This window comes from Erythrobacter litoralis (assembly GCF_029760855.1).
Classification (GTDB): domain Bacteria; phylum Pseudomonadota; class Alphaproteobacteria; order Sphingomonadales; family Sphingomonadaceae; genus Qipengyuania; species Qipengyuania litoralis_A.
The window spans coordinates 447,417-460,748 of sequence record NZ_SOSI01000002.1 but is presented as its reverse complement, the minus strand read 5'-3'; the positions used below and the strand labels follow the sequence as shown (position 1 = coordinate 460,748).

The 13,332-nt window shown below is 63.3% G+C and carries 14 protein-coding genes; 7 read left to right on the top strand and 7 right to left on the bottom strand.

From position 1 onward, the window contains the following. From E3U23_RS05155 to E3U23_RS05140, 4 genes are all read right to left on the bottom strand, one after another. Positions 1-3,420 carry a chromosome segregation SMC family protein gene (locus E3U23_RS05155; protein WP_279350131.1) on the bottom strand — a complete coding sequence of 1,140 codons (3,420 nt, stop codon included), beginning with the start codon at positions 3,418-3,420 and terminating at the stop codon, positions 1-3. Between the two features lie 27 nt (positions 3,421-3,447). Then, positions 3,448-4,197, bottom strand: a complete 750-nt coding sequence (locus E3U23_RS05150; RefSeq protein WP_279350130.1) for a thioredoxin domain-containing protein — start codon at positions 4,195-4,197, stop codon at positions 3,448-3,450. An 84-nt stretch (positions 4,198-4,281) separates the two neighbouring features. After that, positions 4,282-4,998 (bottom strand): DsbA family protein, encoded by a 717-nt coding sequence (locus E3U23_RS05145; protein WP_279350129.1) that lies wholly within the window; start codon positions 4,996-4,998, stop codon positions 4,282-4,284. Beyond that, positions 4,998-5,558, bottom strand: a complete 561-nt coding sequence (locus E3U23_RS05140; RefSeq protein WP_279350128.1) for a DUF721 domain-containing protein — start codon at positions 5,556-5,558, stop codon at positions 4,998-5,000. The genes E3U23_RS05145 and E3U23_RS05140 overlap by 1 nt, the downstream gene beginning before the upstream one ends. 26 nt (positions 5,559-5,584) lie before the next feature. Between E3U23_RS05140 and mutY the strand changes: the two genes are divergently transcribed. The 4 genes from mutY to E3U23_RS05120 all read left to right on the top strand — a co-directional run bounded on the left by mutY (position 5,585) and on the right by E3U23_RS05120 (position 9,565). Further along, positions 5,585-6,613, top strand: coding sequence for an A/G-specific adenine glycosylase (mutY, locus tag E3U23_RS05135; RefSeq protein ID WP_279350127.1), 1,029 nt, complete (start codon positions 5,585-5,587; stop codon positions 6,611-6,613). A gap of 83 nt (positions 6,614-6,696) precedes the next feature. After that, a complete protein-coding gene (locus E3U23_RS05130; RefSeq protein WP_279350126.1) occupies positions 6,697-8,010 on the top strand; it encodes a serine hydrolase domain-containing protein in 1,314 nt (437 codons plus the stop codon). 80 nt (positions 8,011-8,090) lie between these two features. After that, entirely contained in the window at positions 8,091-8,879 is a 789-nt protein-coding gene (nudC, locus tag E3U23_RS05125; protein ID WP_279350256.1) for an NAD(+) diphosphatase, read from the top strand. Next, the gene (locus E3U23_RS05120) at positions 8,876-9,565 is read left to right on the top strand and encodes a DsbA family oxidoreductase (protein WP_279350125.1); all 690 of its coding nucleotides are present in this window, start codon (positions 8,876-8,878) and stop codon (positions 9,563-9,565) included. Before nudC ends, E3U23_RS05120 begins: the two co-directional genes overlap by 4 nt. A 60-nt stretch (positions 9,566-9,625) precedes the next feature. Here the strand turns inward: E3U23_RS05120 and E3U23_RS05115 are convergent, their stop codons facing one another. Genes E3U23_RS05115 through mgtE form a run of 3 tightly spaced genes read right to left on the bottom strand, consistent with a single transcriptional unit; the run spans position 9,626 to position 11,839 of the window. Continuing rightward, entirely contained in the window at positions 9,626-9,871 is a 246-nt protein-coding gene (locus E3U23_RS05115) for a hypothetical protein (RefSeq protein WP_279350123.1), read from the bottom strand. Between the two features lie 59 nt (positions 9,872-9,930). Continuing rightward, positions 9,931-10,320 (bottom strand): DUF1489 family protein, encoded by a 390-nt coding sequence (locus E3U23_RS05110; RefSeq protein ID WP_279350122.1) that lies wholly within the window; start codon positions 10,318-10,320, stop codon positions 9,931-9,933. Between the two features lie 55 nt (positions 10,321-10,375). Continuing rightward, complete coding sequence (gene mgtE, locus E3U23_RS05105; protein WP_279350121.1) at positions 10,376-11,839, bottom strand: magnesium transporter; 1,464 nt, start codon at positions 11,837-11,839, stop codon at positions 10,376-10,378. A 99-nt stretch (positions 11,840-11,938) separates the two neighbouring features. Between mgtE and E3U23_RS05100 the strand changes: the two genes are divergently transcribed. From E3U23_RS05100 to E3U23_RS05090, 3 genes are all read left to right on the top strand, one after another. Then, entirely contained in the window at positions 11,939-12,400 is a 462-nt protein-coding gene (locus tag E3U23_RS05100) for a peptidylprolyl isomerase (RefSeq protein ID WP_279350120.1), read from the top strand. Positions 12,401-12,682: 282 nt separating this feature from the next. Further along, complete coding sequence (locus E3U23_RS05095) at positions 12,683-12,847, top strand: hypothetical protein (RefSeq protein WP_279350119.1); 165 nt, start codon at positions 12,683-12,685, stop codon at positions 12,845-12,847. Between the two features lie 127 nt (positions 12,848-12,974). Next, positions 12,975-13,319, top strand: a complete 345-nt coding sequence (locus E3U23_RS05090) for a hypothetical protein (protein WP_279350118.1) — start codon at positions 12,975-12,977, stop codon at positions 13,317-13,319. Positions 13,320-13,332: the final 13 nt, after the last annotated feature.

Sequence of the window (13,332 nt, the reverse complement as noted above, 5' to 3'; positions counted from 1 at the left end):
TCACTCCGCAGCGAGCAATTCCTCCGCCCCGCCGAGATCGACGCTGACAAGGCGGCTGATGCCCTGTTCGATCATCGTAACGCCGAACAGCCTGTGCATGCGGCTCATGGTCACGGCATTGTGCGTAACGATAAGATAGCGGGTCGTCGTCTCTCGTGTCATCTGTTCGAGGAGGTCGCAGAAGCGGTCGATATTCGCATCGTCGAGCGGCGCATCGACCTCGTCGAGCACGCAGATCGGCGCGGGGTTCGTAAGGAACAGCCCGAAGATCAGTGCGATTGCCGTCAGCGCCTGTTCTCCGCCCGATAGGAGGGTAAGCGATTGCAGGCGTTTGCCGGGCGGCTGCGCGAAGATTTCGAGGCCGGCTTCCAAGGGATCGTCGCTGTCTATCAGCGCCAGATGGGCTTGCCCCCCTTCAAAGAGGCGAGTGAACAGCCGGCGGAAATGCGCATCGACCTGTTCGAACGCATCGCGAAGCCGTTCGCGGCCCTCGCGATTAAGGCTGCCGATCGAGCCGCGCAGCCGTGCGACGGCCTCGCGCAATTCATTCTGCTCGGCGGCATTACTGCCAAGTTCGGCCTCGATCCGAGCCAATTCGTCGGCGGCGACGAGATTGACCGGACCGATTCGTTCGCGGCTGACGGTGAGCCGCTCCAGCGTGTCACTCTCGCTCTCGGCGGACCCGACGTCGTTCTCCGTAAAATCGAACCGGGAAGGAAGGAGCGGGGGTGGGGCCTGAAATCGCTCGCCGGAAATCCGGCCCATCTCGATCCGGCGGGCATCCTCGTTCTCAGCCTTGGCGACGAGACCGGCGCGTGCCTCCCGGGCGGCAGCAAGGGCTTCGGTTGCTTCGGACAGGTCGGCATCGGCCTGTCGTGTTGCCTCTTCCGCCGTTTTCAGAACCTCTTCCGCCGCCGCCAGATCGCGTCTTAAACGTTCGCGCACGGCGTCGCCTTGTTCGATCTCGCGGATCAGGCCTTCGGGTTTGGCTGCAATTACGGCGCGCTCTTCGGCGATATCCTCGAACCGCCGCTCCATGCCCGATAGCCGCTTTGCCGCCTCGCCCGAACGTGCCTGCCAGCTCGCCATGTCGGAACGCTGCGCCGCCACCCGTTCGCGCGCGACGGCAAGTCCCTGATCGTGCGCTGCCAGTTCCGCCAAGCGCGCTTGCAGTGTCGCTCTCGCAGCTTCGTTGCGTTCACGGGCAATGTCGAGCGCCTCGCGTCCCGCTTTCGGATCAGGAAGGGCATCCAATTTCGTCCGAGCCGCGCTGTGTTCCGCTGCTGCGGCGTCGCGCTGTTCGGTCGCGTCCTTTTGCAGCCGGTCCAGTTCGGCGAGGCGTGCGGTATTGCGGTCCCGCGCCGCCTCCGCTCGATCGAGCGCGCGTAAGGCCTGCCGTTCCGCGTCGAGCGCAGCGGCGAGCTCGCGATCCTGTCTGTCCAGATCCGTTTGCAGCGTGGCCAGTTCTGCCGCCGCCCTGTCTTCCGCCGCCTTCGCATCTGCGACTGTGCGTTCGAGGTCGGGCATCTGTTTCGCAAGATCGGCGAAGCGGTTTTCCGCCTCGAGCCGAGCCGCGTCCGCCGCGCCCTCGCCGCGAACCACCAGTCCATCCCACCGTCGAAGCACGCCATCCATGGTCACGAGAGTATGGCCGGGCGGCAGGTTGCGACCGTCGTCCTCTTGCGTGACGGCGGTGAGCGCGAGCGTTGCACGTACCTCGTCCGGACATTCTTGCAGATGATAAAGCAGGCTGTCGGCAGGGGGCGAGAGGGCTACGGCACCGGTCCAATACCGGCCCTCCGCGCCCTCTGCCGCGCCGAGGACCGCCTTGCCGTCACGCCCGAGCGCCGCTGCTACCGCGCGTTCATAGCCCTTTTGGGGGACCATTCGATCGATGGCCTGCGGCCGTCCTGCGCGCTTCTCTCTCGCTTTGGCTCGCGCGTCGCGATCGCGTTTCAATGCGACGTATTCCCGCTCGATCCCCGCGAGATCGGCGCGAGCGGTGGACAGCGCACTGGACGTTTCGTCGCGCGCGGCTTGCAAGGCGGACTTCGAAGCTCGTGCCGCTTCGAGCGCTTCGCGTAGTTCTGCCACATTGCTCTGCGCGCTACGAACCGCAGCCTGAGCTTCGGCGACGGCGGCTCCGGTATCGTTCTTTTCCAACGCCGACCGCTGACCGGCCAATCGCACTACGTCCGCTTCCGTTCGCTCCAGCCGCGACCGAATTTGTGACAGTTCGGCCTCGACAACCCGCCATTCGGCCTCAACCCCGGCATTGTCGGCGGTCGCCTTGGCCAGTGCGAGTTCGGCGGCCCGGCTAGCGCGCTCCGCTTCGTCGGATTGTGCGACGAGGGCGGGGCGGCGCTCCTCGTCCTCGGCGAGTGCTCTCTCGCTATCGGAAAGTGAGGTTTCGAGCTTCGCCAGGGCTTCGGCGGCGTCGCGTGTCAGGCGATCGGCATCGCCGCGATCCTCCTCCAGCCGAGCGCGCTGACGGTCGAGATCGGCGAGGCGCTGTTCCGCCGTTTCGAGCTGAGTTGCAAGCGCCGCCATACGGTGGCCATGGGCGCTCGCATCGTCGCGCCGGTCGGCGAGTTCCTCCCGCGCATCGGCAAGTGTTTGTGCAGCATCACGCTGCGTTTTTTGGAGTACGGCGACCTCATCCTGCGCCTCCGTAACGCGTTTGTCCGCGTCTTTCGCTGCACGCTTGGCTTCGTTCGCCGCCGCCGCCGCGTCACGCCACCGCGCGTAGATCAGGCGTGCTTCCGCCCCCTTTATCTCGTCTGACAGCTTCGAATAGCGTTCCGCCTGCTTGGCCTGTCGCCGCAGCGAAGCAATCTGGCTGTCGAGCCCGGCCATCAGGTCTTCGAGGCGTGCGAGATTGGCTTCCGTTTGCCGCAGTTTGCTTTCGGCATCGCGCCGACGGACGTGAAGCCCGGCGATGCCCGCCGCCTCTTCCAGCATCTGGCGCCGTTCGACGGGCTTTGCCGCGATGACCTGCGCGATCTTACCCTGGCTGACCAGGGCGGGGGAGTGCGCGCCGGTCGCCGCATCGGCGAAGGTCAGCGCGACATCTTTTGCCCGAACGTCCTTGCCATTGACCCGGTAGGCCGAACCCGCCCCGCGCTCGATCCGGCGAATGACTTCGAGATCGTCGCCGTCCGCATCCTGCCCGGAAAGGACGACTTCGGCGAAATCGCGCGGCGGCCGGCCGGCGGTGCCCGCAAAAATTACGTCCTCCATCCCGCCCGAGCGCATGGACTTGGGCGAATTCTCGCCCATCACCCACCGGATCGCTTCGAGGAGGTTGGATTTGCCGCACCCGTTCGGCCCGACCACGCCGGTCAGGCCCGGTTCGATGCGCAAGACGGAAGGTTCGACGAAGCTCTTGAAACCGCTCAACCTGAGCTGCCGTATGAGCATTCGCCGAACCGTCGTCTCAGCCGTTCATCAACGAGCGCCCGCGCGCTGCAGGATCGGTTCGATACCGGCCCAGGTGTTCTGTTCGAGACGCTGACCGTTCAAGAAGAAGGTCGGCGTGCCGGTGACTTCCATGTCGGTCGCCGATTGCTGCGACTGATCGGCAATCTGCTGAATCTTGGTGGACTCAGAGAGACATTGCCGTGCCTGATCGGCGGAGAGGCCGCGCGCGGCAAAGAAGTCGGTCAAGCCGGCTGCCTGCGAAAGTACGACGAAGCGCTGCTCCGGCGGGGCGTTCATGGCCGCTTCGTATCCTGCCGGATTGGATTGCAACGCCTGCCCGAACTCTTCGAGCGAACCCCACGCCTGATCCGAAAGAGCATGATAGCTTTCCGGCGCTCCGCACTGGGCTAGAACATCGATGGTTACATCGAGCGGATCGCGCAGCAAGGGGCGGATTTCGTAGCTCACGATGCCCTGCGAAATATAGTTTTCCTGCAACGGGATCGCCGCATTCTGCGAGAATTGCGCACAATGGCCGCAGGTATGGCTGGCATATTCGACGAGTTTGAGCGGTGCGTCGGGGTTGCCGAGGACGAAGCCGCCTTCTGCAGTCTTGGTTGCCGTATCGACCCAGCTTGTACCGTCGGGCGCTGCGATGGCGGCGATCGGCTCACCTTCGAGAACGCCGGCCTCGGCGGTATCGGCTGCATCGCTGTTGCCGCACGCTGCGAGAGCGAGGGCGAGAGGGGCAAGAACGGTCAGGGTCGTCAGGCGCATCAATAATCCTCAGAATGCGTAGGTCGTAAACGGGTCGGCCGGGACGGGGGCGGAGCAATCCACACCTCGCCCGGCGAATTTTGCTTAGTAATAGCTGTCGAGCAGCGGTTGGAGTGTCGGCCAGTTGTGCACGCCTTCCAGCGTCTCACCGTTGAGCACGAAGCTGGGTGTGCCGACGAGCTTGAAAGTCTCGGTATCCTGGCCGCTCTGTTCCGCGATCCGGCGGGCCTTTGCCTCGTCGGTCAGGCACTTATCGAGTTGCGCGCGGGTATAGCCACGGCCTTCCATGATGTCGTAAAAATCGAGATCGCTGGCAATGGCCTGCGCGCGCGAGCCGAAGCTGCCGAACTTCCACCGCGCCTGCTGTGCCTGCGTCGCGTTCTGGGCCTTGGCCATCCATTCGGTCTGGCGTGCCATGATGGCTTCGTGGTTCCTGAAGAACTTCGAGGGCTCGCCACACTGGGTGGCGAGGGTCGCCGTAAGGTCCACCGGATCGCGCACCAGATGGCGGATTTCGTAGCTGATCTTGCCGCTTGGCACGTACAGCATCTTGAGCGCGCCGTCGCCGGTGCGCGCAAAGGTTGCACAGTGCGAACAGGTGTAGCTCATGAATTCGACGAGCTTTGCCGCGGCTTTGGGATTGCCCATGCGGTGGCCGCCGGCATTCTCCACGATGGTCGCGTTCCAGTTGCCCTTGGTCGGCCCGGCATTACCGGTCGGCAGGTCTTGCGCCGAAGCCCCGATCGCCAAAGCACAGGCAAGTGCCGCCGCACCCGACAGCCAAAAAGAGCGCTTCGCCATCACGTAACAGTCCCCTTCGTATCCAAGCCGCGCGCCAGAGATTCGAGCACCGCGCGCAGTTCCGGATCGCCGATATCGCGTAAACTGTCGCCCAATTCCATCGGAATCGGTTTCAGCGAGGGCGGCGATTTGGCCGTTGTCTTGCTCGCCGGCGGCTTAACCGCGCCTTGCCGCAGCTTGATACGGGCAACCGCGCGATAGCCGAAGAACGTGTTCACCCGCTCCATGATTTCCGCCAGAACCTGCTGGATCAGCGGGGCATGGGCGGGAAGGACGACGAGTTCGAGAATGCCGTCCGATTTCTCGCCGGGCGGGAAGCGGATCATCTCAGGCGAACACACCTTGGCATGGGCATCGCCCACGATCTCGGGCCAGCGGCTGACGATCGAGGACTGTACGAAACCGAAGCGGCGAAAAGCGGGGCGGCCGATCTGCGGCATCAGGTCGGAAATCGCCTTCGCCTGGCCGCCGCGCGGCCGTTCGTACGGCTTCGCCGTCTTGCCGCGCGGTCGGCCGGCTTTTCCGATGGTCTTGTCGCTTCCCATGTCCGCCTCGCCCATGCCATAGGCAGCGAAAGAGTTCCAGCATGGCCCCATCCGTTTCCGACAGTCTTCTGGCGTGGTACGATACGCACCACCGCACATTGCCTTGGCGCGCGGCCCCGGGCGAGCCGGCGACCGACCCCTACCGCGTATGGCTGTCGGAAATCATGCTCCAACAGACGACGGTCGCGGCGGTGAAGCCGTATTTCGAGGCGTTCACCGCACGCTGGCCGACGGTCGACGCTCTGGCCGCCGCGCCCGAGGAAGATGTCATGGCGGCATGGGCAGGTCTCGGTTACTATTCGCGGGCGCGCAATCTGGTGAAGACCGCAGCGCTGGTAGCGGAGCGAGGCGCGTTTCCCGATACCGAAGCGGCATTGCGAGAACTGCCGGGGCTGGGCGCCTATACGGCGGCCGCGATCGCCGCCATCGCCTTTGGCCGCCGCGCCGTGGTGGTGGATGCCAATGTCGAGCGGGTCGTATCGCGCCTGTTCGCCATCGAAGAGCCGCTGCCGAAATCGCGCAAGACCATTCGCGAACGGACCGAAACGATCACGCCGCAAGCGCGGGCCGGCGATTTCGCCCAGGCGATGATGGATCTGGGATCGGGCATCTGCACCACGCGCAATCCGAAATGCCTGCTGTGTCCATTGCGGGACTCGTGCGAAGCACGCGCGAGCGACGAGCCGGAGCGGTTTCCGGTCAAGTCAGCGAAGAAGGACAAGCCCGTTCGCCGCGGAGTCGCCTACTGGATAAAGAGGGACAGTTCCGCTTGGCTCGTCACTCGCCCGACCAAAGGGGTTTTCGCGGGAATGCGCGCCCTTCCGTCGGACGGATGGTCTGCCCGAGCCGACGGATCGGGAGATGAGCCGCTTTCCGGGGTGTGGCGTTCGATCGGAGGCGTACAGCACGGCTTCACGCATTTCGCGCTACAGCTGGACGTCAAGCGATACGAGGGAACGGAAATGCCCGAAGGTGACGGCGAATGGTGGCCGGTCGATCGATTGGCCGAAGCCGGGCTCCCGACGCTGTTCGCAAAAGCGGCGCGATTGGCGCTTGCCGAGCCGGACTGAATGTGCGGTATCGCACCGTGCAATTGGCTGTTAATGCGGTCATGCGCATCTTCCATCCGCTTTTCCAATTTCGAGGACAACCCATGGCTTATCGCGAATTCGAACCTGCCGCCCTGTCACGCCGCTCGCTGCTGCGCGGCGGCGCGTTTCTCGGTGCGGGTGCGATGGCCGCGAGCGCGCCGTTCGGTCGCCGCGTATTTGCACAGATTGCCATACCGGAGTGGACCAATATCCGCGCGCTGGAAGACAAGTATGTCGGCACCGGCAAGCTTGCCAACATGGTCGCCGCGCTCGGCATGGGGCAGCAGGCACCCCAGATCATCGCGCAGGGCAACCTGGCCTTCGGAAGCGAAACGAAAGCCGATGGCGACAGTCTCTACCGCATCTATTCGATGACCAAGCCGATCACCGGAATGGCCGCGATGATGCTGATAGACGAGGGCAAGATGGGCCTCGACCAGCCTTTGTACGAAGTGCTGCCCGCCTACAGAAACATGCGCGTTCAGAAGACCTATGACGGGTCGCTTCAGGACCTCGTTCCGGCCGAACGCCCGATCACCATGCGGATGCTTTTGACCCACACGGCGGGCCTCGGTTACAATATCGTGCAGTCCGGGCCGATCAGCCGCTATTACGCGCAGGAAGGCCTCGTTCCCGGTCAGGTCAGCCGCCTGCCGCTGCCCGGCATGGGTCGGGGCAAGGCGATCGAGGGTCTCGACAACTTCGCGGACGAACTGGCGAAAGCACCGCTCGTGCTGCAGCCGGGCACGAAGTGGAGCTATTCGGTCGGGCTCGACCTGATGGGCCGAGTGATCGAGGTCGTCAGCGGGATGCGCTTCGACGAGTTTTTGAAAGCGCGCATCTTCGATCCGGTCGGCATGAGCAGTACTTATTTCCGCGTGCCGCAAAGCGAAGTCGGCCGCTTCACGACCAATTACGGCATCCTCAACGGAACGCCGATCCCGATGGACCCGGCGCGGGCGTCCATCTATCTCGACAAGCCGTCCTTCCCCTTCGGCGGTGCGGGTCTCGTATCCTCCGCGCGCGATTACGACCGGTTCCTGCAAATGCTGCTGGGTTATGGTGCGATCGACGGCACGCGGGTGATGAGCGAAACGGCGGTGCGGCTCGGCACTTCGAACCTCTTGCCCGAAACCGCGACGGTGGCCGGCACCTGGATACAGGGCCAGCAATTCGGCGCAGGAGGCCGCGTGGCGGAAGGCGCCTATGGCTGGGGCGGGGCTGCGGGCACGGTCGGCCTCGTTCACTTCCCGGCGGGCGTGCGCGCGACGATGATGACACAGTACATGCCGTCCGAAGCCTATCCCATCCACGATGCCTTCCCCGAAGCGTTGAGGGCCGATCTGGCCACCATGCAGACCGCGGCGGCAGCCTGAACGGCGTGCTGTCTTTCACAGGATCGCCGCTCGACCGGGCAGACAACATTCGCGGCGACAAGGACGCGCTGGCCGGGCTGATGAACTGGAAGGCGCGGTTGCTCGCGCTCGACGGTCTGACGCCATCGCTGACCGATGAGGGGCGGTTGGCGTGGACGACTCTCGCCGATGCCGATCCGGATGCCGAACTGGTTTTTCTCGGGCTGGACGAAGGCAAGGCGTGTTTCGCCGCCGTCCCGCCCCGCGGAGACTCCGCGCCGCGGCTGGCCAATCCGGCGTTATGGGACTTGATGGCGACGCTGCCCACTGCCGAACTCGCGTTGTACGGCGGCGCACGCAGCATCGTCGATTGGCATGCGCGCCACCGGTTCTGCGCGCAATGCGGCGGCACCACCCGCATCGCGAAGGGCGGCTGGCAACGGACCTGCGAGAATTGCGGGGCGGACCATTTCCCCCGCACCGATCCCGTCACCATCATGCTGGTCGAACATGACGGCAGGATGCTGCTCGGCCGCGGCAAGGGCTGGGGCGAGGGCCGCTTTTCAGCGCTCGCGGGTTTCGTCGAACCGGGCGAGAGCCTCGAAGAAGGCGTCGCGCGAGAAGTTCTGGAAGAAAGCGGCATCGTCATTCGGCCCAAAAACGTACGCTATGTTGCGAGCCAGCCATGGCCATTTCCAAGCCAGCTCATGATCGGATGCCACGCCTTCGCCGAAACGGATGATATCACGCGCGACGAGACCGAGCTCGACGAAATCCGCTGGTTCTCGCGAGACGAAGTCGCGGCATCGTTAAGTGGTTCGGGGCCGTTTATTGCACCGCCGAAGCAGGCGATCGCATCCTATCTCCTCAACTGGTGGATCGAACGATGACCCAGCCTCAGACTCTGAAGATCGACATCTGGTCCGATGTAATGTGCCCGTGGTGCCTCGTCGGCTGGGGCAACCTGCGCCAGGCTTTGGACAGCCTTGAAGGTGAAATCGCGGCCGAGATCGCGTGGCACGCTTTCGAGCTCAATCCCGATATGCCGTCCGACGGTGAGGAGCGGACCGCGCATATTGCGCGCAAATACGGGCGCACGCTCGATCAATCGCGCGACGTTCAGAACCGCATGCGCGAGGCGGCGGAGCGGGCGGGCGTCTCGCTCGATTACGAGGGCGAAGAGCCCGCGCCGCCCGCGATGATGTGGAACACGTTCGATGCGCACAAGCTGCTGCTATGGGCCCGTGATATGCATGGCGCACGACGGCAGACGGACTTGAAGCTTGCATTGTTCGAAGCGCATTTCAATGCGCGCCGAGAGATCGGCCGGCGCGATGTCCTGCTGGCGATTGCAGAGGAAACGGGTTTCGATCGCACCGAAGCGGCGGCGGCGCTCGATAGCGAGGAATTGGCTGAGAAGGTTCGCGCGGAAGAACGCGCGGCGTGGGAGATGAACGTGACTGGCGTTCCGGCGGTATTCGTCGAAGGCAAATTCCTGATCCCCGGCGCCCAGCCGTCGGAAGCATATGTCGACGCCTTGCGCCGTGTCGCAGCGAAGGTTGCGGAGAACGCTTGAATGAAAAACGCCCCGCAGTCGCATGACCGCGGGGCGTAATCTTGTAGATCGGCTTGGGGCCTAGCTGTCGCGTTCGCTCTGGATGGCGGCGCGCGTCTTCGGTCCCTTCTGCGCGTCTTCCGACGGATTGTCCGAACCCACTTCCGGCTCGCGATTTTCGGGATCGGTCGCGCGATGCAATTCGCCGCGCTTGCCGACCTGGCGGTTGACTTCACCACCTGCCGAACTGCCTTGCGAAGGGGTCTTGCCCTCGGTCATTTCGTCGATCAATTCATTGTCGGGATGGCGGGACTGGCGTTCTGGCATTCGAATTCTCCTTTGCCGAACCAACGGGTCGGACGGGCGGAGAGTTCCGCGAAAGGCCGCTAGATCAGTCCGAGTTTTTCCAGCTTGCCCGCGAGCCTGCCCGGCATGACGTCGCCGATATCCTCGCCCTCGGCCAGATCGCGTGGCGGTTCGCCCTTGAGGTAGCGCCAACCTTGATGCGCACGCTTGGGGCGGGGCAGGACCGGGATCAGGCGCGGTTCGAGATTGATGAACCAGCGGCCATTGTCCTGCTCCTCGAACCCGGTGATCTTGGAACGGGCGACGAGGTTGTGTTCGTGTATCCAGAACAGCGAACCGCCGATGCATTCTTCCCACCGGGTCGGCCGATAGCGGGTATTGACTGACATGCGCGGCCGGTTGGCGAACCAGCTTTCGATATCGGCATAGCTTTTTGCGCCGTATGCAATCTTGGTAAGGTTGAGAGGCATCGGGTTCGAGATAGGGTTGCAAACGGCCCGGACAAGAAACGAGGTGCTGGTTCGCCTAACCGACGACCCCGCTGGCCACAGCCAAGCCGAGGAAAGCGAAGAAGCCCATCGAGTCCGTTATCATCGTGACGAACACGCTGCTTGCGACCGCAGGGTCCTGCCGCAGCCGGTCGAACGCCACCGGCACCAGCACGCCGGCCAGCCCGGCCACCGCGACGTTGATCACCATGGCCGCCGCAATCACCGCGCCGAGCCGGGGCGTGAAGATCGCGGCCGTGCCCATGCCGATCAGCACCGCGATGGTCACGCCATTGAGCATCGCGACGCGGAATTCGCGCCACAGGATACGCTGCGTGTTCGAGCGTGTAAGCTGGTTCATCGCGATGGCGCGAACCGTCACCGCCATTGTCTGCGTGCCCGCATTGCCCCCGATACTGGCGACGATGGGCATGAGAACCGCAAGCGCCACCAACTGCTCGATCGCCGCGCCGAACAGCGCGATGATGAAGCTTGCCACCAAAGCGGTGCCGAGATTGGCGATCAGCCAGCGCACCCGGCTGGAATAGGCCTCGCGGATCGGTTCGTTGATATCGCCTTCGCCAGCGCCGGACATCAGCAGGGCGTCCTCGCCCGCTTCCTCGGCGATGATGTGCACGATGTCGTCGACCGTCATCTGTCCGACAAGTCGCCCATCCTCGTCGATCACGGCGGCGCTGATCAGTCCGTATTTCTGGAACATCAGCGCGACCTCTTCCTGGTCGAGCGTCGCGGGGATGAGCGTCTGGTCGCGCTTCATCACATCGCCCAGAGGAATGGTACGCGGTGTGCGCAAGATCCATGAAAGCTGGCAGGTGCCGACCGGATGGTGCCGCTGGTCGACCACGAACACTTCGAGGAATTCGTCGGGCAGGTCGCGCCCGTCGCGCAGGAAATCGATGAGGTCGCCGACCGTAATGTGTTCCGGCACTGCCACGAACTCGCGGCTCATCAGCCGCCCGGCAGTCTCCTCCGGATAGGACAGAGCGGTCTGGATCGCGATCCGGTCTTCGGGATCGAGTTCGGCGAGGATGGCGCGCTGGTCCGCTTCGTTAAGGTCCTCGATCAGCTGGACCGCATCGTCGGTCTCGAGCTGCTCGGCGATCTGCGCCACCGCATCGGCGGGCAGGGCCTCCATCATCTCGTCGCGAACGTAGTCGTTGAGTTCGGCGACCACGTCCGACGTCATCAGGTCGGTGATGGCTTCGGCGAGGCGGTGCCGCTCGTCCCGCTCGAGAAGCTCGAGCAGGTCGGCGACATCGGCGAAGTGCAGGGGTTCGACAAGGTCGTACACCGCGCCTTTTTCGCCATCCTCCAGCGCATCGCGGACCGAGCGGACGAAGTCGGGCTTGAGGGTATTCTCCTCGTCCATCCGCTCGTCGTCGATCCGGTCGTCCGGACGGCCGCCATCCTCCGGCGCATCCCCGTCGTCAGGGGCCAGCATTACCTCGTCGTCATCGAAGGGGCGTTCGTCGTCCGCCATGGCGCCGCTCTAGGGAGAGGGGGGCGAAAAGCAAGCAGAGGGTGACAGGCGGGCGACAGTCCCTATGTAGGCGGGCGAACCTATCAGGAGACCGAATTCATGGCCGACACGCTGACTTTCACGCTCGATACCGGCGACGGGACAAACAAGGATGTGGTGATCAAGCTGCGCCCCGACCTCGCCCCCAACCATGTCGAGCGCATCACGACGCTCGCGAACGAGGGCTTCTACGACGGTGTGGTGTTCCACCGCGTGATCCCCGGTTTCATGGCGCAGGGCGGAGACCCGACCGGCACCGGTATGTCCGGCAGCGACAAGCCTGACCTCAAGGCCGAATTCAACAGCGAACCGCACACCCGCGGTACCTGCTCGATGGCCCGCACCCAAGTGCCTGACAGCGCAAACAGTCAGTTCTTTATCTGCTTCGACGACGCCGAATTTCTCGACGGTCAATACACCGTCTGGGGCCAGGTCGAAAGCGGCATGGAACATGTCGATGCGCTCCCCAAAGGTGAGCCGCCGCAGAACCCGGGCAAAATCGTAAAAGCGACTGTCGCGTAAACAGGCCAACCAAATCAATATGAAGGCGCGTGAGAAATCACGCGCCTTTTTTTGCGACTAATAATGGTTCGCAATCAGAACTGCATATCGGCGGCCGCCGTAATGATAACTATTCGCAAACTGGGACAAACGCATGATTGATAGAATTATTTTATAGATGACCCTCGACGTTAGAAGATGCTAATGATTATCACTAATAACTGGCTGTTTTATTGGATTTTCGGAACCGAACGTTGTATTGGTCCGTTACCAAATCAAATCATCGATAATCGGAGACCGCAAATGCAGTGCGCAAAATGTAAGTTTTTCAACGACAGTCAGAGCGAATGTCGCCGCTATGCTCCCTCGCCGGCAGAAGGCGACAAGCAGGCCCATTGGCCAAATGTCGCCAGCGACGATTGGTGCGGCGAGTTCGTCGCCGAAGGTGAAGAGCGCAAGGTCGCTTGAACCTTTTTACCGACATGAAATTTAGAAAGGGCTGGCGGTGATCGGCGGCCCTTTTTTCTTTCCGGCCTCCCTTGACATAAACGTTCTTGCGTCTCATTCTCATTAGCGGAAAGACGGAGGTTTATTGATGATCGAGGAATTCCGCCGAGCCTGGCATGGCTGCGCCGCCGAAGTGCAACTGGATTGTGTCCGGGGTTCGGCCGCGAGCGTCGCGCGGTGGTCGCTCGATCGGACGCAAAGCATCTTGCGGTATTTCTCTCGCGCTCCGTTGCAAGTTGCCGAAGTGGGCGAGCATTCTCCAACGCCTCACGAGCAAAGTCTTCAGCACATCGCGGCTTGTCTCGCTAAGGGCAATCGCGATCTGGCGCGTGCGCATGCGCAATGGTTAGTGAAGCCGGTTGCCATCGAGCGCTTGCTGCGGGCCCTGGAACCTGTCTCGACAGGGCCTGCGAAGCTCGTAAAGGTCGCCTGATCTACACCCTACC